This is a genomic window from Achromobacter sp. 77, assembly GCF_020541125.1.
GTDB lineage: Bacteria > Pseudomonadota > Gammaproteobacteria > Burkholderiales > Burkholderiaceae_B > Achromobacter > Achromobacter mucicolens.
Genome location: NZ_CP059848.1, coordinates 5,253,229 through 5,277,556, shown reverse-complemented (window position 1 = coordinate 5,277,556; position 24,328 = coordinate 5,253,229). Strand labels below are relative to the sequence as shown.

The 24,328-nt window shown below is 65.2% G+C and carries 21 protein-coding genes; 16 read left to right on the top strand and 5 right to left on the bottom strand.

Annotated elements, in window-relative coordinates; all coding sequences use genetic code 11:
* The first annotated feature begins 40 nt into the window (after nucleotides 1–40).
* Genes H4P35_RS24310 through H4P35_RS24290 form a run of 5 tightly spaced genes read left to right on the top strand, consistent with a single transcriptional unit; the run spans nucleotide 41 to nucleotide 3,814 of the window.
* On the top strand, nucleotides 41–1,033 hold the full coding sequence (locus tag H4P35_RS24310; protein WP_226847314.1) for a tripartite tricarboxylate transporter substrate binding protein: 993 nt from the start codon (nucleotides 41–43) through the stop codon (nucleotides 1,031–1,033).
* A gap of 5 nt (nucleotides 1,034–1,038) precedes the next feature.
* Nucleotides 1,039–2,232: an FAD-dependent oxidoreductase gene (locus H4P35_RS24305; protein WP_226847312.1), complete on the top strand. Its 1,194-nt coding sequence runs from the start codon at nucleotides 1,039–1,041 to the stop codon at nucleotides 2,230–2,232.
* Nucleotides 2,233–2,252: 20 nt separating this feature from the next.
* Nucleotides 2,253–2,579 carry a 2Fe-2S iron-sulfur cluster-binding protein gene (locus H4P35_RS24300; RefSeq protein ID WP_056324760.1) on the top strand — a complete coding sequence of 109 codons (327 nt, stop codon included), beginning with the start codon at nucleotides 2,253–2,255 and terminating at the stop codon, nucleotides 2,577–2,579.
* A 31-nt stretch (nucleotides 2,580–2,610) separates the two neighbouring features.
* A complete protein-coding gene (locus tag H4P35_RS24295) occupies nucleotides 2,611–2,820 on the top strand; it encodes a hypothetical protein (RefSeq protein WP_226847311.1) in 210 nt (69 codons plus the stop codon).
* Nucleotides 2,821–2,836: 16 nt separating this feature from the next.
* Nucleotides 2,837–3,814: a 2-hydroxyacid dehydrogenase gene (locus H4P35_RS24290; protein WP_226847309.1), complete on the top strand. Its 978-nt coding sequence runs from the start codon at nucleotides 2,837–2,839 to the stop codon at nucleotides 3,812–3,814.
* A 116-nt stretch (nucleotides 3,815–3,930) separates the two neighbouring features.
* On the opposite strand, the gene H4P35_RS24285 is transcribed toward H4P35_RS24290, so the two are convergent.
* Nucleotides 3,931–4,923 carry a tripartite tricarboxylate transporter substrate binding protein gene (locus tag H4P35_RS24285; RefSeq protein WP_226847307.1) on the bottom strand — a complete coding sequence of 331 codons (993 nt, stop codon included), beginning with the start codon at nucleotides 4,921–4,923 and terminating at the stop codon, nucleotides 3,931–3,933.
* 166 nt (nucleotides 4,924–5,089) lie between these two features.
* A complete protein-coding gene (locus H4P35_RS24280) occupies nucleotides 5,090–6,106 on the bottom strand; it encodes an amino acid ABC transporter substrate-binding protein (RefSeq protein ID WP_056324770.1) in 1,017 nt (338 codons plus the stop codon).
* Between the two features lie 209 nt (nucleotides 6,107–6,315).
* On the opposite strand from H4P35_RS24280, the gene H4P35_RS24275 reads away from it, so the two are divergent.
* Nucleotides 6,316–7,440: an FUSC family protein gene (locus tag H4P35_RS24275; protein WP_226847305.1), complete on the top strand. Its 1,125-nt coding sequence runs from the start codon at nucleotides 6,316–6,318 to the stop codon at nucleotides 7,438–7,440.
* Nucleotides 7,441–7,508: 68 nt separating this feature from the next.
* Nucleotides 7,509–7,751 (top strand): hypothetical protein, encoded by a 243-nt coding sequence (locus H4P35_RS24270; RefSeq protein WP_226847303.1) that lies wholly within the window; start codon nucleotides 7,509–7,511, stop codon nucleotides 7,749–7,751.
* Between the two features lie 22 nt (nucleotides 7,752–7,773).
* Here H4P35_RS24270 and H4P35_RS24265 read toward each other — a convergent pair whose 3' ends face one another.
* Nucleotides 7,774–8,754: a LysR family transcriptional regulator gene (locus H4P35_RS24265; protein WP_226847301.1), complete on the bottom strand. Its 981-nt coding sequence runs from the start codon at nucleotides 8,752–8,754 to the stop codon at nucleotides 7,774–7,776.
* A 166-nt stretch (nucleotides 8,755–8,920) separates the two neighbouring features.
* On the opposite strand from H4P35_RS24265, the gene H4P35_RS24260 reads away from it, so the two are divergent.
* The 3 genes from H4P35_RS24260 to H4P35_RS24250 all read left to right on the top strand — a co-directional run bounded on the left by H4P35_RS24260 (nucleotide 8,921) and on the right by H4P35_RS24250 (nucleotide 12,781).
* Complete coding sequence (locus tag H4P35_RS24260; protein ID WP_226847299.1) at nucleotides 8,921–9,925, top strand: tripartite tricarboxylate transporter substrate binding protein; 1,005 nt, start codon at nucleotides 8,921–8,923, stop codon at nucleotides 9,923–9,925.
* 33 nt (nucleotides 9,926–9,958) lie between these two features.
* Complete coding sequence (locus tag H4P35_RS24255; protein ID WP_226847297.1) at nucleotides 9,959–11,674, top strand: amidohydrolase family protein; 1,716 nt, start codon at nucleotides 9,959–9,961, stop codon at nucleotides 11,672–11,674.
* Nucleotides 11,675–11,806: 132 nt separating this feature from the next.
* Nucleotides 11,807–12,781, top strand: coding sequence for a tripartite tricarboxylate transporter substrate binding protein (locus H4P35_RS24250; protein ID WP_226847295.1), 975 nt, complete (start codon nucleotides 11,807–11,809; stop codon nucleotides 12,779–12,781).
* 90 nt (nucleotides 12,782–12,871) lie between these two features.
* On the opposite strand, the gene H4P35_RS24245 is transcribed toward H4P35_RS24250, so the two are convergent.
* Entirely contained in the window at nucleotides 12,872–13,840 is a 969-nt protein-coding gene (locus H4P35_RS24245) for a LysR family transcriptional regulator (protein ID WP_226847294.1), read from the bottom strand.
* Between the two features lie 168 nt (nucleotides 13,841–14,008).
* Here H4P35_RS24245 and H4P35_RS24240 point away from each other — a divergent pair, with 168 nt between their 5' ends.
* Both H4P35_RS24240 and H4P35_RS24235 read left to right on the top strand, forming a co-directional pair.
* Entirely contained in the window at nucleotides 14,009–14,983 is a 975-nt protein-coding gene (locus H4P35_RS24240; protein ID WP_226847292.1) for a D-2-hydroxyacid dehydrogenase, read from the top strand.
* 60 nt (nucleotides 14,984–15,043) lie between these two features.
* Nucleotides 15,044–16,246 (top strand): pyridoxal phosphate-dependent aminotransferase, encoded by a 1,203-nt coding sequence (locus H4P35_RS24235; protein ID WP_226847290.1) that lies wholly within the window; start codon nucleotides 15,044–15,046, stop codon nucleotides 16,244–16,246.
* A 30-nt stretch (nucleotides 16,247–16,276) separates the two neighbouring features.
* On the opposite strand, the gene H4P35_RS24230 is transcribed toward H4P35_RS24235, so the two are convergent.
* A complete protein-coding gene (locus H4P35_RS24230) occupies nucleotides 16,277–17,263 on the bottom strand; it encodes a LysR substrate-binding domain-containing protein (protein ID WP_370638943.1) in 987 nt (328 codons plus the stop codon).
* A 176-nt stretch (nucleotides 17,264–17,439) separates the two neighbouring features.
* On the opposite strand from H4P35_RS24230, the gene H4P35_RS24225 reads away from it, so the two are divergent.
* The 4 genes from H4P35_RS24225 to H4P35_RS24210 all read left to right on the top strand — a co-directional run bounded on the left by H4P35_RS24225 (nucleotide 17,440) and on the right by H4P35_RS24210 (nucleotide 24,319).
* Complete coding sequence (locus tag H4P35_RS24225; RefSeq protein WP_226847288.1) at nucleotides 17,440–18,669, top strand: amidohydrolase family protein; 1,230 nt, start codon at nucleotides 17,440–17,442, stop codon at nucleotides 18,667–18,669.
* 36 nt (nucleotides 18,670–18,705) lie between these two features.
* Nucleotides 18,706–20,061 (top strand): MFS transporter, encoded by a 1,356-nt coding sequence (locus tag H4P35_RS24220; RefSeq protein ID WP_056324799.1) that lies wholly within the window; start codon nucleotides 18,706–18,708, stop codon nucleotides 20,059–20,061.
* Nucleotides 20,058–20,603, top strand: coding sequence for a GAF domain-containing protein (locus H4P35_RS24215; RefSeq protein WP_226847286.1), 546 nt, complete (start codon nucleotides 20,058–20,060; stop codon nucleotides 20,601–20,603). Before H4P35_RS24220 ends, H4P35_RS24215 begins: the two co-directional genes overlap by 4 nt.
* Before the next feature lie 308 nt (nucleotides 20,604–20,911).
* Nucleotides 20,912–24,319 carry an autotransporter outer membrane beta-barrel domain-containing protein gene (locus tag H4P35_RS24210; RefSeq protein WP_226847285.1) on the top strand — a complete coding sequence of 1,136 codons (3,408 nt, stop codon included), beginning with the start codon at nucleotides 20,912–20,914 and terminating at the stop codon, nucleotides 24,317–24,319.
* Nucleotides 24,320–24,328 lie beyond the last annotated feature (9 nt).

The following is a 24,328-nucleotide window of genomic DNA, read 5'->3' as shown; positions in this document are numbered from 1 at the left end:
CCGCCGACAGGACGCGCTCGCCCATACCTGGAGTTGCAGCATGCAAAGACGTACTGTACTGAAGGCCATTGCCGGCGCGGCCGCGATGTCGGCAACGGGAATGTCGTGGGGCGCCGACGCGGCTTATCCGAGCAAGCCGATCCGCCTGATCGTGCCGTATCCGCCAGGCGGCGTCACGGACGTGGCGGGGCGTTTGGCGGGCGAAATCCTCACGCGCAAGTTTGGTCAGCCCGTGGTGGTGGAGAATCGGCCGGGTGCGAACGGCATGATCGGCAGCCAGCAGGTGGCTTCCGCGCCGGCGGACGGCTACACGCTGCTGCTCAATGGGCTGGGCGGCATGGTGCTGCCGATGGCCACGGTGACCGGTCTGCCGCTCGATACGTCGCGTGCCTTCACGCCGATCGCGCAGATGGCCGAATTCATCAACGTGCTGATCGTGCGGGCCGACTCGCCGATACGCAGCGTCGACGACCTGATCGCTACGGCGCGCAAACGTAGCAAGGATGGCCTGAACTACGGCTCCAACGGCATCGGTTCGTCGGTGCACCTGACCACCGCGTTCTTCGCGCAGCACACTGGCACCAATCTGCTGCACGTGCCCTACAAGGGCAGCGGCGAGATGCTGGTGGACGTGGTCAACGGCAACCTGGACTTCAGTTTCAGCAATCTGCCGCCGGTGATGGGATTGATCCGCAAAGGGTCGATTCGCCCGATCGCCGTCACCAGCAGCTATCGCAGCAAGCAGCTGCCGGAAGTGCCGACGATGGCCGAGCAAGGTGTGGCGGATTTCGATGTGACGAGCTGGCTTGGACTGTATGGACCGGCTGGCATGCCGCCCGAGGTGGTGCAGAAGCTGAGCGCGGCGTTGCAGGAAGGCATGGCGCTGCCTCAGTCGGTGGAAACCTTGAGCGCCGCGGGTTTTGAGCCCAGGCCCACGGGAGCGGATGCGTTTGCGGAACTGAACCGCGCCGAACTTGCGCGCTGGAAGCAGGTCGCCACCAAGGCCAGCATCTCCCTGAAATTCGGAGCCTGAACATCATGGAAACGACATCGGCCCTGCAGCGGGTTCACACCGCCATCATCGGTGCGGGACATGCGGGCGTGGAGTGTGCGTGGGCCCTTCGCGCGGCGGGGGTGGAAGGCGACGTGGCGCTCTTTGGCGCCGAAACGCATGCACCCTACGAACGGCCGCCGCTGTCCAAGGCCCTGCTGACCGGTTCGACCAGCGCCGAGCGCATCGCGTTGCGCGCGGGCAGCGCTTACGAAAAGTCGCGCGTAATTGTGGTGGCGGGCGACCCGGTGGCCGCCATCGATACTGCGGCGCACACGCTGCGCACGGCGTCGGGCCGCGTCGTGGCGTATGAGCATTGCGTGCTTGCCACGGGCGCCAGCGCGCGCGGCATTGCCGACGTGGCAGGCGAACAGGTGTTCTCGGTGCGCGGCCTGGACGACGCGCACCGGCTGCGCGAGGCGCTGCGGCCGGGCATCCGGCTGCTGGTGGTCGGCGCCGGATATCTGGGACTGGAAGCGGCCTGCTCGGCGCGCAAGCTGGGCGCGCAAGTGCTGGTGCTGGAGCAGGGCGGCAACGTGATGGCGGGCAAGGTGTCCGAGCCCACGGCCACGCGGCTGGGCGACCTGCACCGCGAGGCCGGCATCGAGATCCGCCACGGCGCTGCGATTCAGCGCTGGGAGCGCACGGCATCCGGATGGCGCGCGCATCTGGCGACGGGCGAGGCCATCGATGCCGACCTGGTGCTGGTGTCGATTGGCGCGGTGGCCGAGACGGCGCTGGCCGAGGCGGCGGGACTCATCTGTCTGGACGGCGTGGTCGTGGACGAATGCTGCCGGACGTCGGCGCCCGACGTCTACGCCATCGGGGACTGCGCCAGCGCCTTTCGGGGCGAGCTGCAGCGCTATGCCCGGATTGAAAGCGTGCAGAACGCGCTGGCGCAGGCGCGCACGGCAGCCGCCGCCATCGCGGGCAAGGCGCCGCCCGCGTCGCGCCCGCCCACGTTCTGGTCCGAACAACAGGGCCGCCGTCTGCAGATGGCCGGACTGGTCGATCCGGCTGCGCCGTGCCGCGATGTATTGCTGCCCACGGCCAAGGGATGGCTGGTCGAGCGCTATCAGCACGGCCGCCTGGCCGCGATCGAAGCGGTCGATAGCCCGGTGGAGTTCATCAAGGGCGTGCCGCGCATCGGCGCGCCCGAAGTGGCTGCGGCCACGGCGTGATCAAACCTTCTGGAGACAACATGCCCGTTGCGATATTTGAATTGCCCGATGGCGCCGAACAGGTGCTGGATGTGCCCGATGATTGGTCGCTGATGGAAGCCGCGCGGCGCGATGGCCTGGAAGGCATCGTCGCCGAATGCGGCGGCGGCGCCATCTGCGGTACGTGCCACGTGCAGGTGGATGCCGATTGGCACGCGCGGCTGGAGCCACCCGGCATGGCCGAGGAAGCGTTGCTTGAAGTGGTGCCCGAGCGCTGCCCGACCAGCCGTCTGTCCTGTCAGGTCATCATGACGCCCGAACTGGACGGCATCCGCGTGCGCGTGCCGTCATCGCAGCTCGAGCTGTAGCCAGCGCGTCCGAACCCCAAGGAGCAACCGCATGGCCGACAACAAATCCATCAACCTCGTCGATTTGCAACCCGGCGTGCGCGTGCGCATGGCGGGCGGCGCGTTGGCCGAGATCGTCGAGAACCCGCAGGACGGCTTCTGGCTGATTGTCCGGTACCTGGACAATCCGGCCGAACCCGCGCTGGTCGACGCTGGTGAGCAGCAGGTGTTTGCCACCGACGTCGAAGCAATCGAACCCTGAACCCTCTGGAGCCCCCATGAATCAAAAACCCAAAGTCATCGTGTCCGCGCCCGTGCCGCCCGATCTGCGCGAGCAGCTGGCCGAGCGTTGCGAAATCGTCGAAGTGCCCACCGGACAGAATCCGGGCGAGGTGCTGGACGCGGATGCGCGCGCGAATATCGAAGGCATGGTCTGCACGGTGCGCACCAAGGTCGATCAAGCCTTGCTGGACGCCTTGCCCGCGCTGAAGGTCAGCTCGAACTTCGCCGTGGGATTCGATAACGTCGATCTGGCGGCCGCCACACAGCGCAAGGTGCTGATCTGCAACACGCCCGGCGTGCTGGATGGCGCGGTGGCCGACGTGACGATCGGCCTGATGCTGTGCCTGTCGCGCAACCTGGTGGCGGGCGACGCCTTCGTGCGCAGCGGCGCCTGGACCAAGGGCGCCTTTCCGCTGACGCGCGACATCCGCGGCAAGACGCTGGGACTGCTGGGCATGGGACGCATCGGCCGTGTCGTGGCCCGCGCGGCGCAGGCCTTCGACATGAAGGTCATCTATCACAACCGCCGCGAAGATCCGCAGGCCGAAGGCCTGGCGACCTATGTCGAGCGCGACGAACTCTTCAAGTCGTCTGACGTGCTGAGCGTGCACATCCCCCTGTCCGCGGAAACGCGCCATTCCATCGGCAAGCGCGAGCTGAGCTTGATGAAGCCAACGGCCTACCTGATCAACACGGCGCGCGGCCCGGTCATCGACGAGGCGGCGCTGATCGACGCGTTGCGCGCCGGCACCATCGCGGGTGCGGGGCTGGATGTGATGGAGCAGGAACCGCTGCCGGCCGACAGCCCGCTGTGCGCCTTGCCGAATGTGGTGCTGCAGGCCCATGTGGGCAGCGCCACGCACGAAACGCGGCGCGCGATGATCGACTTGGCGGTGGCCAACCTGATGGATGCACTGAGCGGAAAGACGCCGCAGGCGATGGTCAACCCCGAGGTCTGGCAGGCGCGCGCCTGACGCGTCCGCCAGGCAAAGCCACGGGCCGATGAACGAAGGCCCGCAAGGTGGGGCCGCGAAGGTGGGGCCGCCGAGGTGGGGTCGCCGAGGCAGCCCCGCCTTCGCGGCCCCTTATCCTATTTCCCGCCGTAATCCACCACGATCCCCGCCTGCTGCGCGACCTCGGTCCAGCGCTTGAGTTCCGCCTTTGAAAACGCCTGGAACTGCGCCGCGTCGCGCAGCTTGGGTTCGAAGCCGGCGTTGATGATGCGGGTTTGGTATTCCGGCGCGGCCAGTCCCGTGACGATGGTGTTGGACAGCTGCGCAATGATCGCCGGATCAACCTGCGCGGGCGCATACATGCCCAGCCAGCTCGTCACGTCGAAGTCCTTCATGCCCTGTTCCTGCATGGTCGGCACGTTGGGCAGCTGGCGCGCGCGGTAGGCGCTGGTCACGGCCAATGCCTTCAGGCGCTTGCCATCCACCATCGGCAGCGTGGGCGGCAGGTTCATGAAACAGAGATCCAGGTCGCCATTGGCCGTCCCGACCAGCGCCTCGCTGGCGCCCTTGTACGGCACGTGGTCGAACTTCAATCCGGTGCGCATGGCAAAGAGCTCGGCCGTCATCTGCGACGAACTGCCGACCCCGTTGCTGCCATACAGCGGCTTGCGCTTGGTGGCGCGCAGGTATTCGATCAGTTCGGGCACCGTGTTGGCGGGGTGGTCCACGCGCACGACCAGAGCGTTGACGAACTCGGCCACCTGGGCGATGGGAAGAAGCGCGGTGGGGATGTCGATCGGCAGGCCGCGCAGCGTGGCGGGCGGCAGCACGTTGTGGCCCAGGCCCCCCGTGGTGAGGGTGTAGCCGTCAGGCCGTGAGGCAGCGGCCGCCTGCGTGCCGATGACCCCGCCGGCGCCGGCGCGGTTTTCGATCACCACGCTCTGGCCGTACTTGGCGTAGAGCAGGTCGCCCACCAGCCGTCCTGCAAGGTCGGTGGCGCTGCCTGGTGTGGAAGAGACGATGATCTTGATGACGCGGGACGGATACGGCCCGCTCTGTGCCCAGCTTGCGCCGGTAAGGTGCAGGCCGGCTGCGGCCCCCATCAGCTTCAACGCACTACGACGTTTCATGACGACTTCCCCTTGGGTTATAGACCTACTGCTTCACGTGCTGCTCCAAAAAATGTGATCCGGACTTTGTACGATAAACATATTTCTCGTACGGTACGGGCCACGCGAGAGCACGCAAATTGCGGCTTACCCTAGGGGAGTCGTTTTGGGCCTTGCGGCCCGGTTATCAGCGCACCGGCCAGCCGTACATCAGCCCGCCGTTGCGGTACGACGCATTCAGCCCGCGCTCGAGTTTCAGCGGGCTGTTCGGGCCCAGGTTCTTCTCGAAGCTCTCGCCATAATTGCCGACGGTCTTGATGATGTTGTAGGCCCACTTGTCATCGACGCCCAGGTTCTTGCCCATGCCCGGCGTCACGCCCAAGAGTCGCTGGATGTTCGGGTTGGTGCTTTTCAGCATCTCGTCCACGTTCTTGGACGTGACGCCGTATTCCTCGGCTTCCAGCATGGCGTTCATGGTCCAGCGGACCAGGTTGAACCATTGCTCGTCGCCCTGGCGAACCATCGGGCCCAGCGGTTCCTTGGAGAAGTTCTCCGGCAGGATGTCGTACTTTTCCGGGTTCTCCAGGTTGCTGCGCGCGGCGGCCAATTGCGACTTGTCGCCCGTGAAGGCGTCGCAGCGGCCCACGGCGAAGGCGCGGATGATCTCGTCCAGGCGCTCCACGACGACCGGCTTGAAGTTGACGTTCTGCGAGCGGAACCAGTCCGCGAGGTTCAGTTCGGTGGTGGTGCCGGGCTGCACGCAGACGGTGGCGCCTTCCAGTTCCTTGGCGCTCTTCACGCCCAGGGACTTGTTCACCATGATGCCCTGGCTGTCGTAGTAGTTCACGCCCACGCCAATCAGGCCCAGCGTCGTGTCGCGGGTCAGGGTGAGCGTGGTGTTGCGGGTCAGGACGTCGACTTCGCCGGATTGCAGGGCGGTAAAGCGCTGGACCGCGCTGATCGCCTGGATCTTGGCCTTGGACGCGTCGCCGAACAGGGCGATGGCCAGCGCGCGGCACAGGTCGACGTCAAGGCCGATCCAGCCGCCCTTGCTGTCGTTCACGGAAAAGCCCGCGACGCCCGTGGATACGCCGCAATGGACAAAGCCCTTGCTCTTGACCGCCTCGAAGGTCGCGCCGGCGTGGGCGGTCCAGGACGAAATGAACAAGGCGGTTCCTGCCGCAGCCAGTTTGAGTGCTTTCATGGTGTCTCCGCGCCGCGTGGCGCATATTTATCGTTCAGCCGAAGGCTGAAGTGCGGCGCATAGTACCAGTGGGTCCGGGAGGGAGAATCAGGGAATTCCCGTTAAATCCGGGAGGCGGAATTTGATGGGGATAGAATCGGGCATGCCCGGCCTGCCGCCTGCTTCCAGGCCGCCAGCGGCCGGAAAATGCCCCACCGACACGCCAGCCTATGAATCGACATGACGACCCCGCAGGTCCAGACGACCGCCCCAGGCGCCCGTTCGCCTTCGTCAAGGCGCAGTTGCACGGCACCTGGACTGAGTTGACCCGGGTCAACGCCAGCGACCGCCGCTGGGAAATGCCGCTGGCCGCCGCGCTGTCGTCGGGTCTGCCGCTGATGGTGGGCGCGTATTTCGGGCGCATGGATTACGGACTGATGTCCAGCCTGGGCGGGATGGTGTTCCTGAGCCTGCCCAACGCCTCGTTGCAGATCCGCATGATGATGCTGCTGGCGGCATCCTTCGGCATGGTCGCCTGCTATGCGCTGGGCGCGCTGACGCAGTTCTGGCCGACCGCCACGATCGCGGCGCTGACGCTGATCGCAATGGTGGTGAACATGGTGTGCCGCTGCTATCGCCTGGGCCCGCCGGGCAGCCTGTTTTTCATCATGGCCACGGCGATCGCCGCCTACACGCCGGGCACCATCGAAGACGTGCCATTGCGCGTGGGCATGGTGGCGTTGGGTTGTCTGGTCGCCTGCCTGGTGGCCTTTGCGTATTCGCTGCACATGACGCGCGTGGCCCCGCCGCCGCCGCATGTCGAATTGCCCAAGCCCACGTTCGATTTCGTTGTGTACGACTCCGTCATCATCGGGCTGTTCGTCGGCATCTCATTGCTGGTGGCCGAACTGCTGCAACTGCAGCGGCCGTACTGGGTGCCTGTCAGTTGCCTGGCGATCATCCAGGGCGCCAGCCTGCGCGCGGCGTGGAGCCGGCAGATGCACCGCATCCTGGGCACCGCCGTGGGCCTGTGCGTGGCATGGGCGCTGCTCAGCCTGCCGCTCAACGTGTGGACGCTGAGCGTGGTGATGATGGCGCTGTCGTTCGGCATCGAAACGCTGGTGGTGCGCCATTACGCCAGCGCGGTGGCGCTGATCACGCCCTTGACCATCTTTCTGGCCGAGGCGCCGCATCTGGGGCAAGGCTATCCCGTCGATGTGATCGAGGCGCGCTTCGTGGACACGGCGCTCGGGGCATTCATCGGCGTGCTTGGCGCCGTGCTGCTGCACAGCCAACGCATCCGCCCGACGCTGTCGCGCTGGATGCGCGCGGTGCTTCCCCAGCGGGTGAATTGACCGTCGTCCTGCCCCGGCTGGACGCCGCGGAGGTCGATTTTCCCTGCCGGCTCGGATAGGATGGGCGTTTGCGCAACCTGGAGGCACTCATGGATTGTTCTGTTGAAGGAAAGGTCGCGTTCGCCGACGGTCATTCGTATCACTTCGCGACCGTCGACGCGGCGCTGGCATTCGCGGAGTGTGTCAAAAGCACCCAGAATCCCGCCCAATGCGCCGCCACGCATGGCAGCACCAGTCAGGTCAAGCTGGAAGACGTCGCCGCGCAGGAAGCAGCGGAGCGGCGTGAACAGGAACCCGGCGCGGGGACTTGAATGTCTTGATGCGGCGCGGGTGTCAGCCCTTCGCGGCGGATTTCGCGCCGGCACTTCGCCGCCGCCCGCGCGGCGGCGCCGCATCATCCCCCCCTTCGCCGGCCAGATACGCCTGCACCAACGTGATGATCCGTTCCGCCGTAGGCGACAAGCTGCGCCGGGCGCGATGGATGACGCTGTAGGTCAGCGGACCTGACGCCGGGTAGGGCAGCGGCAACGGCACAAGCGTTCCTTGTGCCAGTTCGGCGACGATGGCCTCGCGCGTGCAGAACAGCACCACGTCGCTTCCCACGGCTACGTCGCGCAGCGCGCTGACGCTGTCGCATTCAAACGCAATCGGCAGTTCATCCACGCCCGCCACCTGATACAGCTTGGCCAGATACTCCCGCGCGCGCTGCGGCAGGTCGGTGGCGGCCAGGCGATATTGCGCCAAGGCGGCGCGCAGCTTGGGTTTTCGCACCGATTGCAGCGGATGCCCGGCCCGCACGAAAAGGCCGCCGTGCTGCGGCGGCAGCGCACGCACGATGAAGTCGGCCGGCGGCGGCAGGCTGTGCGTCACCGCCACGGCAAAGTCCAGCTTGTCCTGCAACAGCTTGTCGAGCAGGCGCTGCCAGCTTTCGATCTCGACATGCACGCTCAGGCCGGGATGATCGTGCGCCAGGCGGACCAGCAGCGGCGACAGAAACCCCGCCGCCGGAAAGGCCCCGACGCCGAAGCTCACGCGTCCCGTGTCGTGGCCCCTCATCAATTCGGCCTCGCGCCGAAGGGCGAGGACATCGCCCAGGATGCGGCGCGAACGATCGAGAACCATTTTTCCCGCCTGCGTCGGCGTCACGCCGATCGACGCGCGATCCACCAGCACCAGGCCCAGCGTCTCTTCAAGGGACTGGATGCTGCGCGTCAGCGCCGACTGCGTCAGATGCAGCCGCTGGGCCGCCCGTGAGAAGTGCCGCTCTTCGGCAAGGACGGAAAAGTGCTGGAGCGAACGAATCGTCAGGCCCATGTATTTTTCTCATCGGAATTGCGCCAAATATGCAATTGATTCGAGTCAATTGCAAGACTAAAACAGCTTGACCACGGGTCGGTGAAAACGCTGCAAGAACCCGGGAAAACACGACACAGAGCGCTGCGCGGCCCCGCGACACGCCAACCTCGCAGGAGGAGACAACATGAACCGCAAGCCGATCTTCCATCTGGCGGGCTGGGCCGCCGCGCTGAGCATGCTGGCCTGTACGGCCGCCGTCGCGGCGCCGTCCCCGCAACCCGACGCCTGGCCCGCCGCGGGCAAGCCGATACGCATGGTCGTGCCATTCCCGGCAGGGTCGGGGTCGGATTCGCTGGCGCGCATGCTGGCGGCCAAGGTATCGCAGCAGACGGGCGCTTCCATCATCATCGACAACAAGCCGGGCGCGGGCACGATGATCGGCGCGCAGGACGTCGCGCGCGCCAAGCCGGACGGCTATACGCTGCTGTACACCATCGTGGTCACGCATACGCAGAATCCGCACCTCTACAAAAAGCTGCCGTACGACCCGGTCAAGGACTTCACGCCGGTGTTGCAGGCGGTCAGATCGGCCACCGTGCTGGTCGCCAACAACAACGCGCCGTTCTCCACGACGGCCGAGCTGATCGCCTACGCCAAGGCAAACCCCGGAAAACTCAACTACGCCTCGTACAGCGCCGGATCGACCTCGCACCTGAATGGCGAGATCCTCAAGATGAAAACGGGTACCGACATCGTCCACGTCCCGTACAAAGGCACCGCCGACGCCAGCCGCGCACTCTTGGCGGGCGACGTACAGGTTTACTTCGACGGCACCGCCACGGCGGTCGAGAACGCCCGCGCCGGCAAGGTCAAGCTGCTGGGCCCGGCCACGGACCGGCGCTTGAGCGTGCTGCCCGAGCTGCCCACGTTGGAAGAGCAGGGGATCGAGGGACTGAACATCGTGGGCTGGCAAGGCATCTTCGGTCCGGGCGACATGCCGCCCGCACTGGCCGAGCGCGTCGCCCAGGTGTTTCGCGCCGCGCTGGAGACCCCCGAAATCACCCAGACCATCCTGTCGCAGGGCAACGAGGTCAGCGGCGCGGGTCCCAAGGAATTTTCGGCCATCGTGCAGCGCGACAGCGCGCGGTGGGGCGACGTGATCCGCCGGATCGGGCTGGTATTGGAATAAGGCTGACGGGCCCGCGGGCCCCGGGAGACAACGATGCACGATGTAGTGATACGCGGCGGCACGCTGGTGGACGGTTCGGGCGCCAGCGCCCGGGTGGGTGATCTGGCCATCGACGGCGGCAGGATCGTCCAGGCCGGCGGCAAGGCGGGCGCGGCGCGGCGAGAAATCGACGCGGCGGGTGCGCTGGTGACGCCGGGGTGGGTCGACATCCATACCCATTACGACGGCCAGGCGACATGGGACCCGTATCTCAGTCCCTCGACATGGCATGGCGTCACCACCGCCATCATGGGCAACTGCGGCGTGGGCTTTGCGCCGGTCAAGCCCGACCGGCGCGAATGGCTGATCAAGGTGATGGAAGGCGTCGAGGACATTCCGGGCTCGGTACTGTCGGAAGGCATCGAATGGGACTGGGAGACGTTCCCCGAGTACCTGGACGCGCTGGACCGGCGGCCCAAGGCGCTGGACATCGGCGCGCAGATTCCGCACAGCGCGGTGCGCGCGTACGTGATGGGCGATCGCGCCATTCATCACGACGAGGCCTCGCCCGCGGACCTGCTGGCCATGCGCGAGGTCGTGCGCGCCGCCTTGCAGGCGGGCGCGGTCGGCTTTTCAACGTCGCGGACCTTCCTGCACAAGTACGACGAGCGCAAGTATCCGCCAGGCACGTTCGCCACCGGCGAAGAGATCAGCGCGCTGGGATCGGTCATGGGTGAAGTCGGCCACGGCGTGTTCCAGATGACGGCCAACCATCCCGCGATGGAAGGCGAGATCCCCTGGCTGGAGCAGCTCGCCCGCCACAATCGACTGCCCGTGCTGTTCAACCTTCAGCAGACCGATGGCGCGCCAGATGTCTGGAAGCAGATCGTGCGCACGCTGGACAAGGCGCGCGACGAGGGCGTGCCGCTCATGGCTGGCATCAGCGGCCGGCCGCTCGGCATCCTGTTCTCCTGGCAGAGCTCGCTGCACCCCTTCATTGCCCATCCGACCTATCAGGCGCTGCACGCGCTGCCCCTGCCGGAAAAGCTCGCGCAGCTGCGCGATCCGCAGGTCCGTCAGAAAATCATGAGCGAGCAGCGCGGCCTGCTGGACCGCCGGGCCGAAACGCTATTCAGCAGCTTTCACAAGATCTACCGGCTGGGCCAGGATCCCGACTACGAACCGCTGCCCGAAGACAGCGTGGCTGCCATGGCGGCGCGCACCGGGCGCCCGCCGCTGGAGCTGGTGTACGACCTGATGCTGGAGAACGACGGCCGGGCGATTCTTTATTACCCGTCCTTTAACTACGCCTATGAAAACCTGGATCACCTGCACCAGTTGATGCAGCACGCCAATACCGTGAACAGCCTGTCCGACGGCGGCGCGCATTGCGGCTACATCTGCGATGTCAGCATGCCGACCTTCATGCTCAGCCATTGGACGCGAGATCGCCGCCGCGGCCCGCTGTTGCCGCTGGAACACGTGGTGCGCCGGCAAACCCGCGATACCGCGCTGGTGTATGGCTTGCACGATCGTGGGCTGCTGCAGCCCGGCTACAAGGCCGACATCAATGTCATCGATCCCGATGCGCTGAAGGTCCACTGCCCGGAAATGGTGTTTGACCTGCCGGGCGGCGGGCGCCGGCTGGTGCAGCGTGCCGATGGTTACGCGGCCACGCTGGTCAACGGCCTGCCGATCTTCGAACGCGGCCAGGCCACGGGCGAGCTGCCAGGCAAGCTGCTGCGCGGCGCCGGACCGCAACGCGGCTAAGCATCCGGGCATTCCCGAATATATTGATTGCACCGATTAATCCACTGGAATTTCTCATTTGTGGCGCACGATTGCGCTCCCTATGATCGGCAGGGTTGCTTCACCAGCAACCCAAAAATCAAGGGGAAAAAAATGAAGAAGTGGAAACTGGCTGGCGCGGCCCTGGCCGTACTGTCCTGCGTGGCCACGGCCTCGGGTGCGCAAACCGCCTATCCGAAGGGCCCGGTCACGCTGGTCGTGCCTTTCGCGCCCGGCGGGTCGACGGACGTGATCGGACGGCTCCTGGCCGAGCGGCTGGCGGTGGCGCTCAAGCAGCCCGTAGTGGTTGAAAACCGCTCGGGCGCGGGCGGCAACATCGGCGCGGCCATGGTGGCCAAGTCCGCGCCCGATGGCCAGACGCTGCTCTTTGGCACGACAGGCATCCTGGCCATCAACGAGTTCCTGTACAACAACCCAGGCTACAAGGCCGACCGCGACCTGAAGCCGGTGGCGTACACCGCCTCCATCAGCAACGTGCTGATCGTGAACAACGACATGCCGGTGTCCAGTGTGGACGACCTGATCAAGCTGGCCAAGGCCAACCCCGGCAAGTATTCCTTTGCGTCCTCGGGCGCGGGCAGCTCCACGCACCTGTCGGGCGAATTGTTCAAGAACATGGCGGGCGTGGACCTGATGCACGTGCCGTACAAGGGCAGCGGCCAGGCGCTGGTGGACCTGGTCGGCGGCCAGATCAACATGATCTTCGACAATGCCCCGTCGGCGGTGCCGCTGGCGCAATCCGGCAAGGTCAAGGCGCTGGCCGTCACCAGCACCACGCCGCTGTCGGTGCTGCCGGGGATCCCGCCGTTGACCGAGGCGGGCCTGAAGGGATACGAGTCCCTGTCCTGGACCGGCGTGGTCGCACCCGCCGGCACGCCGCAGGCCGTGGTGGACCGGCTCAACAAGGAGGTCAACGCGATCCTGGCCGACGAGACCGTGCGCAAGAAGCTCACCGATCTGGGCGCGCAGGCCACGGGCGGCTCGCCCCAGGACTTCACCGCGCACATCGAAGCCGAACGCGCCAAATGGGGCAAGCTGGTGAAGGAAGCGAAGATCGCGGTGCAGTAGCCACCGGCGTGGGTGTCCGGCGCCCTTGCAGAAAAGTTGTCTGACACCCTTGCCGCAGCGGTTCAAGATGCAGACCGACTGCCATGGGTGTCAGACACCGGTGGTCACCTTCACCCCCGCCGGCACTGGCTTTTCGTTGATCACGTCCCGCATGTACTGCAGGAAGAGCTCCGAACTCGCTGACAGCGACCGCAGCCGCCGCGTAATCAAACAGACCTCGCGCGACAGCCGGGGCGAACTCAATTCCCGAAACACGAACGTGCCCGGTTCGGCCCCCCGCGTCTGCGGCGGCGCGATGGAACTTGCCGCCAGCGCCGGCAGAATCGAGTAGCGCGCGCCGCCACGCAGCACGGCGTGTAGCGACGACGTCCGCGACACTTCATCGTGCTGCTGCTCAAAGAAACCCGGCTTGCCGGCATGCGCGCGCAGGAACGCCCCGATGCCCGTGTCCTCGGTAAACCCCACATATTCCGCCGGGTCCAGGTCAGCCCACTTCAAGGGCTTGGCGCCTTGCGCGTACGGATAGGACGCCGCGCAGATCACGCCGTAGCGGTCCTCGAACAGCGGCGTGTAGACCAGCTCGTCAAAGCCGTGGTGCGACGTCGAAATCGCAAAATCGATGTCGCCATTGGCGATCATCTTTTCCACCTGTTCCGAGCCGGCGTCGTGCAACGAGAACGTGATCTTGGGATAGGCCTGGCGGAACGCCGCGATGGCGTCGCCCAGGAAGTAGTTGGTGACCGACGCCACCACCGCGATCCGCACATGCCCCTGACGCCCTTGCGACAACGCTTCCAGGTCGCTCAAGGCGCCGTCGAACTGGCTGAGGATGCGCTCGGCTTCGGCCTTGAAGCGCGCGGCCTCCGGCGTCATCGCCACGCGCCGTGTGCTGCGGTCAAACAGCTTGACGCCTACCGCGTCTTCGAACTGCTGGATCGTCGCCGTCAGCGAAGACTGGGTAAGGAACAATTGCGACGCGGCAACGGTGAACGAACCCGTGTTGGCCACGGCGACGAAGCTGCGAAAGTGCCGCAGGGTGATGCTGCGTTTTGCCGTCATGCTCCCCACCGTTTTATATATTGGTGAAACCGAATAATAAGCAAAAACCAACAATTTGTAGTGAAGAAAACCGCGCTCTAGAATTTCCTTCGATCTGGCGCATCGCGCCGTCTCCACCGCACGCAGCAGGGAGCGAACTGAAATGAGCGCCGCAGGCGTATTGCCCACATGAGCACACCACAATCCTTGCGCATCCTCATGTCCGCATCGACGCGAGAGCGGATCGGCGACGCTATCAGCCAGGCCCTGGACGGGCGCCCCTTCGAACCCGTCATTGCGGCCCAGGCGCACGGCAATGAGCCGGCGGATGTGGATGTTGCCTTCATCTCGCGCGACGTGACGGGCCTGTCGACCAAACATCGCGTCCTCGAACCGCTGGAGGCGTTTTACGTCACGCTGCGCCGGTCGCCGAAGCTGGCCTGGGTGCACGTGCATTCGGCGGGCGCCGACCGGCCGATCTTCGGCGAACTGAAGGCGCGCGGCGTGCGCGTCACGACGTCGTCCGGGGCCAATGCGCAGGTGGTGGCGCAGACGGCGCTGGCCGCGATCCTGTCGCTGGCCCGCGAGTTTCCCCGCCTGTTCGACGCGCAGCGGGCGCGCACGTGGACACCACTGATCGGGGGATTGCTGCCCCGCGACCTGGCCGGGCAGACCGCCGTGATCGTGGGGTGGGGGCCGATCGGCCAGACGCTAGCCAGGTATCTGCGGGTGTTGGGCCTGAACGTCATCGCCGTGCGCAGCGCGGCCACGCCGCCCGCCGAAGGCTTTGAAACCTACGCGTTCGAGGATCTGGCACGCATTGCCGGACGCGCCGACTGGCTGGTGTTGGCCTGTCCTTTAAGCGATCGCACACGCGGGCTTGTAGATGCGCGTGTGCTCGCCGCCATGGCGCCGCACGCCCGGCTCGTCAACGTGGCGCGTGGCGAGATCGTCGCTGAAGCCGATCTGATCGACGCCCTGCGCGCAAAGACGCTGGCAGGCGCGTACCTGGACGTGTTCGAACACGAACCGCTGGATGCCGAATCGCCGCTATGGACGCTGCCCAACGCATTCGTCACGCCGCATTCGGCAGGCCACTCGGATGGCAACGAGGCGCGCGTGGACCGGATCTTTCTTGATTACCTGCGGCAGTGGCGGCAGTAACGCCAGCCTGATTGCACCCGCACCCCACCTGCTTGCAACCCGTCAATTCCAGGACCTTCCATGATCCAGACCGCCGCGCGCATCCAGCGCATCAAACCCTCGCCCAGCTCGATGGCGGGCCAGCGGGCCCGTGAACTGCGCGCCACCGGCCGCGATATCGTCGCGCTGACGGCCGGCGAGCCCGACTTCGATACGCCCGACAACGTCACGCAGGCGGTCGTGCGCGCGATGGCGCAATCGCGCACCAAGTACACCGACGTGGGCGGCACGCCGGAGCTCAAGGCCGCGATCCGCGAGAAATTCCGGCGCGACAACGGCCTGGACTACGCCGCCAGCGAAATCATCGTCGGCAACGGCGGCAAGCAGATCATCTTCAACGCGCTGCTAGCCACCGTTGAAGAGGGCGACGAGGTGATTGTGCCCACGCCGTACTGGGTGTCGTATCCCGACATCGTGCTGCTGGCGGGCGGCACGCCGGTCTTCGTGGCCTGCCCGCCCGCGCAGGGATTCAAGCTGCAGCCCGCCGACCTGGACAAGGCGATCACGCCCCGCACGCGCTGGGTAATCCTGAATGGGCCCAACAACCCCAGCGGCGCGGCCTATTCGCGCGAAGAGCTGCTGGCGTTGGCTGACGTCCTGCGGCGCCATCCGCATGTCTGGTTGATGTCTGACGATATCTACGAACACATCCTGTACGACGGCCGGCAGTTCGCCACCTTGGCGCAGGTGGCGCCGGACCTGAAGGCGCGCACGCTCACCATCAACGGCGTGTCCAAGGCCTATGCGATGACCGGCTGGCGTATCGGTTACGGGGCGGCGCCGGCCGGCCTGATCAAGGCGATGACCAAGCTGCAGTCGCAGAGCACGTCCAACCCGTCTTCGATCAGTCAGGCGGCCGCGCAGGAAGCGCTGTCCGGCCCGCAGGATTTCATGGCCGAACGCACCCGCATCTTCCAGACGCGCCGCGACATGATCGTGGCCAGCCTGAACCGCATCGACGGCATCGACTGCCACATGCCGGAAGGCGCGTTCTACGTGTTTCCGTCGTGCGAAGGGCTGCTGGGCAGGACGACGCCCGCGGGCAAGCAACTGAAGACCGACGAAGACTTCATCATGTACCTGCTGGACGAGGAGAACCTGGCGGTGCTGCAAGGCGCGGCGTACGGGGTGTCGCCGTTCTTCCGGATCTCGTACGCGGCGTCGATGGAACAGTTGGAAGAGGGCTGCGCGCGCATCAAGCGCGCTTGCGCGAAGCTGGGGTAAGGCGCGGGGGCGGGCGTTGGCGCCAGATGATTAGGCTGCCGCCCCGCAATACGGGCAGTCGGATTCACCGGGCTGCGCGGGCGCCATCCGTCCAGCAGCCGGCTTTCCGGGCGCGGGCCGCACGTCAGTGGGCAGGGCGGCGTCGCCGCCGTGCCCGCCATGAAAACACTCGTGCGCCAGCCACTGGCTCAGCCGTTCGTAGCTTTCCATGTTGCTGCGCCAGTTCGGCGCGCAAAGATAATAGCCAAGCGGGCTTTCGAACGTCCGGTCGAAAATGTCCACTAGTTGCCCGGTGGCCAGTTCCTTTTCGATCAGGCAATGCGGCATCAGCGCCACGCCAAAGCCGGAAGACGCGGCCTGGATAATCATCGAAAACAGATTGAAGCCCGGGCCGAACCGTGCGCGGTCATAATCGCCCAGGTAGGTCGAGAACCAATATTCCCAGGACAGCGGAATCTCGATGTGCTGCAGCAGCGTGCATTGCTTGATGTCTTCGAGGCTGCCGATGGGGTGCTGATCCAGATATTCCCGCGAGCACACCAGACGGGTTTCACGGCCCGTCAGGTATTTGGCGTCGCCATCGTGCCAATCGCCATACCCATATTGGATCGACGCATCGAAATCGAGCTCGGTGCTTTTGTAATCCGCCACGCTGTAGCGCACGAAATTGATGGAAATGTCCGGGTTGACCTCGCGGAACGTCTTTAAGCGCGGAAACAGCCATTGCGCCGCAAAGGTGGGCGCGGCCGATACGTTCAGGGATTTTGCCGACTGCTGCGTCGCCATGACCTGTGACGTGGCGCTTTCCAGGGTATGCAGGGCCGGCCGGATCAGGCTGAGATAGGTGGCGCCCATGCGGGTGAGTTGCAGCCCATTGGTGCCCCGGATGAACAGCGCATGCCCCAGGTAGCTTTCCAGCGTGGCGATATGCCGGCTGATGGCGCTTTGCGTGACGAACAGTTCCTTGCCCGCCTTGGAAAACGACAAGTGCCGGGCCGCCGCGGAGAATGCGTTCAACTCGGAAAGGGTGGGGCAGCGACGTCTCATAGGGGGGTATGAGTAATGCTCATAAGGCTGTTCAAATTTGTGTCGAACGCATAGGGGGAGACCCGGTATCGGACCCCCGAATTGTACCGGTAGAGTTCGGCATGCCGTGATTTCCCGGCGTTTTGAACTGTTTACGTGGTCGATTTATGAAGCCGGTTGTCATCAAGAATTGCAGGATCCTCAATACCCGAACCTTGGCCCTTGAAGCCGCCGCGACCGTGCTGGTCGAGGATGGCGTGATCACCCGCATTGGCGCCGATGAACCGGCTGCCGCGGATGCGCAGGTGGTGGACGCCAAGGGCATGACCCTGATGCCCGGCATGATCGACTGCCACGTGCACGTTGTGGCGTCGTCGTTCAACCTGGGCCGCGTCGCGTCCCTGCCCAACGCGCTGGCGCTGCTGCGCGCGCTGCCCATCATGCAGGGCATGCTGGACCGCGGCTTCACGTCCGTGCGCGACGCGGGCGGCGCGGACTGGGCGCTGGCGCAGGCGGTGCTGGACGGCACCATCGACGGCCCTCGTCTGTTCTGCTCAGGCAAGGCCTTGTCCCAGACCGGCGGCCACGGCGACTTCCGCCAGCGCAACGACGAACTCGATCCGTGCCCGTGCTCGGTCAAGATCGGCAACATCGGGCGTGTGGTCGACGGCGTGGACAACTGCCGCTTGGCCGTGCGCGAGGAAATCCTGAAGGGCGCCACGCAGATCAAGGTCATGGCGTCTGGCGGCGTGGCCTCCCCCAACGACCCCATCCAGAACCTGGGCTTCTCCGAGGCCGAGCTCATCGCCATCGTCGAAGAGGCCAATAACGCCAACACCTACGTGATGGCCCACGCCTACACCCCGCGCGCCATCACGCGCGCCGTGCGTTGCGGCGTGCGCACCATCGAGCACGGCAACCTCGTCGACCGCGAGGCCGCCGAGGTCATGAAGGAACATGGCGCCTACATGGTGCCCACGCTGATCACCTACGAAGGCCTGGCCAACGACGGCGAGCGCTACGGCCTGCCGCTGGACTCGGTCAAGAAGATCGCCACCGTGCGCACGCAAGGCCTGACCGCGCTGGTGATCCTGGACGAAGTCGGCGTGAAGATGGGCTACGGCAGCGACCTGCTGGGCGAGACCCATTACATGCAGTCCGACGAACTGGTGCTGCGCAGCCGCGTGCTGGGCAATGCCAAGGTCATCCAGCAGGCGACGCTGATCGGCGCCGAGATCCTGAACCAGGAAGGCCTCCTGGGCGAAGTGTGCGAAGGCGCCTACGCCGATCTGCTGCTGATCGATGGCAATCCGCTGGACGACATCGAACTGCTGACCAAGCCCGATTCGATCAAGCTCATCATGAACCGCGGCCTGCTGCACAAGAACGCCTGCTGACGGTCCCCTTCCTTTTATCTCCGGAACTTCCCCATCATGTTTTCCGTATCCGACCGCCTGGAGCGGTTGCCCTTCAGCAGCTTTCATTTCCGGCTGCTGATGATCGGCGGCCTCGGGCTCGCCTTCGAAGCACTGGACGCCGGCATCATCGCCTTCATCATTCCCTCGCTGCGCACGCAGTGGGGCCTGACCACCGGCCAGATCGGCTGGATCGCCAGCAGCACGTACGTCGGCTTCCTGGTCGGCGCGCTGTTCTCCGGCATCCTGGGCGACCGCTACGGCCGCAAGAAGATCATGATGTGGGCGCTGCTGCTGTTTTGCGTCGCCACGTTCGTGAACGCCTTTGCGCGCAACTATCACGAGTTCTACATCCTGCGCATGATCGCCGGCATCGGCATGGGCGCGGAAGGCGCCATCATCGCGCCGTACCTGGCCGAGTTCGTCAGCAGCAAGTACCGAGGCCGGTTCACCGGCGCGCTGGCGGGCTTCTTCTCGTTCGGCTTCGTGATGTCGGCGCTGCTGGGCTACTTCATCGTGCCGATGAGCGACGACGGCTGGCGCTACATCATGATCATCGCTTCGGTGCCGGTCGTGTTCCTGCTGTGGTGGCGCAAGTCGCTGTTCGAGTCGCCCCGCTGGCTTGAGCACACCGGCCAGACTTCCGAGGCCAACCGCATCTGCGAAGCCATCGAAGCCGAAGTGCAGCAAAGCACCGGCCGCCCGCTGCCCACGCCTGTCGCCACGCGCAAGGCTGCGTCCTCGCCCGCAGACCAGCAGACCGCCATGGCCAAGCTGGCGTCGCTGTTCTCCAAGCAATACCTGGGCACCACCGCGCTGGTGTGGGTGTTCTGGATCACCGTGCTGTTCTGCTACTACGCCTTCCTGGTGTGGATCCCCAGCCTGCTCGTCGAGCGCGGCTTCACCATCACCAAAAGCTTCTCGTACACGATCCTGATCTACCTGTCGCAGATCCCGGGCTACTTCTCGGCCGCGTACTTCAACGACAAGATCGGCCGCAAGTACACGATCCTGGCGTACATGCTGCTGTCGTGCCTGTCGGCGCTGGGCCTGGCGCTGGCTAGCGGCGAGCATCAGATCATCATGCTGAGCATGCTGCTGTCCTTCGGCATGAACGGTGTGATCGCCGGTCAATACACCTACACCGCCGAAATCTATCCCACGTCGATCCGCGCGACCGGCATGGGCGCGGCCTCCGCCTTTGCCCGCATCGGCTCCATTGCGTCGCCCACCATCGTTGGCGTGGCGTATCCGGTCCTGGGCTTTGCCGGCGTGTTTGCCATGATGACCGCGATCCTGCTGGTCGGCGGCCTGGGCATCCTGTTCTACGGCAAGAACACGCGTGGCGTCGTGCTCGAGGAAATCAACGCATGACCAAGGCTTCCGCATTCCACGCGTTGGGTGGCCACGCCCGGGATCTGGCGCTGGCCGGCGACCGGCAGGCGCAGTGGGGCGTGATCTCCAACCTGCTGCAAGACTGCTTCGGCCACAAGCTGTTTACGGCGCTGCTGTACTTGCAGGACCACAAGCTGATGAAGCGTCTGCACACGTCGGACGACACCATCAGTCCGCTCGGCGGCTTCAAGGCCACCGGCAACGGCCCGTGGTCACGGTTGGTGCTGGAAGAAGGGCGCCTGTATGTCGCCAGCAACGAAGACGACGTGCGCACCGTTTTCTCCGAAGCGCCGATGCTGATCGAGCGCGGGCTGCAGTCGGCGTTCAATATCCCGGTGCGGCACGCGGCGCGGGTGATCGGCTCGCTGAACATGCTGGCCGCGCGGCATGCCTATGACGATATCGATCCGGATCTGGCGGCGGTCGTGGCTGGGTTGTGCGCGCCCGTGTTCATCGAAGCGATGCAGGACGCGGCGTCCGCGGCAGCTAGCGTGGACCGTTCCGCGTTGGACAGCGTGTGAGTTGCGTAATGTGAGTATCCGTCCCGGTGCGGGACGATGTTTGCGGGCCGCTTTCGACGCGGCCCTTTTTTCGTCCGGAAACAGGGACGGCGACGGTTTTGCACATTGTTGCGGGAACTGGTCTGAATTGTTGCGTGTCACCGCGTTTTTGCAAGAGGGGGAGCGAGCTTTAGAAGTCTTTCGATGTGCGAGCTTGCGCGACGTCAAGAGAATGGTCGCTTTTTTTCGTGGCGGTTCGGCGTTGCTGCACTTGGCTGGCATCTGGCTTTCGGCATCTCCGAGGCCGCGCACGGGTTACGGAGCTTGCAATGCATTTCCCTCTTTCCCCGGTTGTCGCGGCGATTCTCGCCGCAACGATTCCGGCCTTTCCCTTGATGGTGTCGGCGGCGCCGACCGCGCCCATCGTTGTCGACGACCCGCTGGGCAATACGTCGTTGTTGTTGTTCCCTGGTTGGAATGTCACGGTCAGTACCGGAGAGGCAATCCGCGTCGACGGATCGGGCAATAGCGTCGAGGCAAGTGGCGTCTCGCTGATCGGAGAAGCCGACGGCCGGGGCGCGCACGCCCAGGGCGGCGGGACGATCCTGCTCACGGACAGTACCGTCCAGACGCAAGACGGCACCGCTTTGTCCGCGTCCGAGGTCAATAGTCTGGTGAGCGCCACCAACTCCCAGCTCTCGTCGATGGCAACCACCGTGCGGGCGGTGGATGGCGGCCGCATCGAGCTGAACGGCACAAATGTGTCCGGGGCAGGCGGGTTCGGAGCGACGATGCATGCGAGCGGAGGGCACATCACCGCAAAGAATCTTGAGATCACCAGCGTTGCTCGCAATGAGATCGAAAGCTATGCGGTGCGCGCGCAATCGGGCGGGCACGTCGAGCTAACGGATGTCATTGTGTCCAGCGTGGACGAATCGGGCACGGCAAGGACCGCGCTCATCTCGGTGCAGGATGCTGACTTCACGATGACCAACAGCCACACCAAGACAGGAATCGTACAGAGCGCTGCCTCGTCTCTGCATGTGTCAGGCAACTCCGTGGCGACCGTGACGGGAAGCGTCATTGAGGGCGCCATTACCGGCTCTGACGGTGCAACCCTGAACGTCGTCGACACGGTCTTGGGTGGGCCCAACGGCGTCTTCATTGGGGTGTACTTGTTGGGCAACTCGACAGCTACCGCGTCACTCGATAACGTGACGATCGGTAGCGAGGCCGTCGCCGTCACTGACGGTGTCGTCGGGCGGGCCAACCATGTGATCAACGCGAAGGACGTGGATATTCACGCCAGCCGGTACGGGATTCGCACTGTCAACGGGTCGGCTCAGGTTCAAGGAGGCACGCTGCGTGCAGGACAAGCCGGCCTGTATGCGTTTTCGGAGGATGACACGGCGCCATCGACGATTGCCGCCGTCGGCACGCATGTGCTGGCCGAAGCCACCAATGCGGTAGGGGCGAGCGCCGCCCAACGCGGCGCCCACGTTTCGCTGGACGGCGTCACGGTGGACGTGTCCGGCACAGGGGGAAGAGCGCTCCAGGCCACCGACGGGGCGCACATCGACGCCGTCAATTCCCAATTGAATGGCCAGTCCACAAACGCGACCGGCGCGCACTTGCTTGGAAACATCGGCGCCGGCGACACGGCTGTTTCGCTGAGCGAAACGCAAGTCATCATGACGGGTCAAAACGCAAACGGCGTGCAGAGCGTGCGCTACGAACCGCAGGGCGCCAACTCGCTCGTGCTGTCGAACGGCAGCGACCTTCAGACCCACGATGGCGTGGGGTTTCTCGTCAGGGGTGGAGATCACGACATCTCCGTCCAGAACGCCACGGTGATGACCCGATCCGGCGGCGACGAAGCCAGCGGCATCCTACTTAGAACGCAGGCGACTCCCAACGCGGGAATCGTCCCCGGGCAACCGTACCAGACGCAACGCGTCACCCTGAACGCCACAGACGCGCTCATGACGGGCGACGTGCTGACTTCCGACAGCGGCCGCGTCGACATTGGCCTGGCCAGCGGCACTGCGTGGACCGGCGCGGTGCGCGCGGGGCAGGGTTCGGTGGACAGCGTCAAGTTAGACGGCAGCAGCGTCTGGAACATGCGCGGCGATTCGGCCGTCAAGACCCTGACGAACGCGGGCGTCGTCCGGTTCGTGTCTCCCGATGCGCAATCTGGATTCAAGACGCTGACCGTCTCCGACTACATCGGCGGCGGCACCTTGGTCATGAATACCCAGCTGGGCGACGATACGTCCTTGACCGACCGGCTCGTCGTGGACGGCGGCGCGGTCACGGGCACCACCGGGCTGCGTGTCTTGAACGCCGGCGGCGCAGGCGCATTGACCACGCAAGGCATCCGGCTTGTGCAGGCCACCAACGGGGCCACGATTGCGGGCAATGCGTTTTATCTGGACGCGGACTCGACTGGCTTCCGGCCCTCAACCACTAGCCTGGCTCTAAATGGCTACGACTATTTCCTGGTTCAGGGCGGCACGGGCGGCGTGGCGTCCGATTGGTACCTGACGTCAACGACGCAGCCGGGAAGTGGCATTGAAACACCTCCGGGCAGTGGAACCGAAACGCCTCCCGGCAGTGGTACTGAGACGCCTCCCGGCAGCGGTACTGAGACGCCTCCGGGTAGTGGCACCGAAACGCCACCGGGCAGTGGTGTGACTACGCCTCCCGGCAGTGGCGGTGGCTCAACCGGTTCTACCCCGCCGGGATATCTGCAGAACGTCTCACCGGAAAACGGCGCGCATATCGGCAATCAGGTCGCGGCGACCCGGATGTTCGTGCATCGCCTGGCGGATCGGACCGTGGCGCAAATGTCGGCAGGTCAATCTGCGCCCGGCAGCGCGTCCCGGCAGGTGTGGGCACGTACTGAGGGCGCGCGGCACACCGGCATGAAGCTTAACGAAGGTCACGTCAGCATCGACACCGACACCGCCATGCTGCAGATGGGCGCCGACCTCGTGAGCACGCGACTGGGTCAGCAAGGCGTCCTCAAGGCAGGGGTCATGGCCGGGGCGGGCGATGCGCGCACGCACGCCACTTCCCAACTCATCCACCCGGGAACCGGCATGGCGATGCGTGCCGATGCCCGAGGCAAGGTCACTGGGTATTCGGTGGGCATCTATGCCACCGCTTACGCCGACGATGCCACCCGCTTGGGCGCATACGCCGATTCGTGGTTGCAGTTCGGCCGCTATTCCAACGAAATCAATAGCGAACTGGGCTCGGCCCGCTATCGCTCCAACACCTGGACCGCGTCGGTGGAAGCGGGATACGCGCTCAAGCCCTTCGCCGCCGATTCCGCGTTAGGTGAGATGGTCGTCGTGCCGCAAGCCCAACTGGCCTACACGCGATACGACGCCCAGGACGCTGTGCTGCCCAGCATGACGCTGAAAAACTCGCCCGCCAGTTCAGTCACTTCGCGCGTGGGTGTCCGCGCATACCCGCTTGGCAACGACGCCGCCACGTTCCCGGTGCGGCCTTATGTCGAAGCCAATTGGCTGCATAACTCGGGCAGCGCGAAAGCCAACGTGGGCGCATCGACGTTCCACGCAACGCCGATGCGGGACGCCGCTGAACTGCGAATCGGCGTGGCAGGCAATGTCCGCGAGTCGTGGCAGGTAAGCGGAGAGTTGTTTGGCCAGGCTGGAAACAGCGGTCAGCGGGGCTACGGCGGCATGCTGAATGTTGGGTATCGCTGGTAACCACAAACC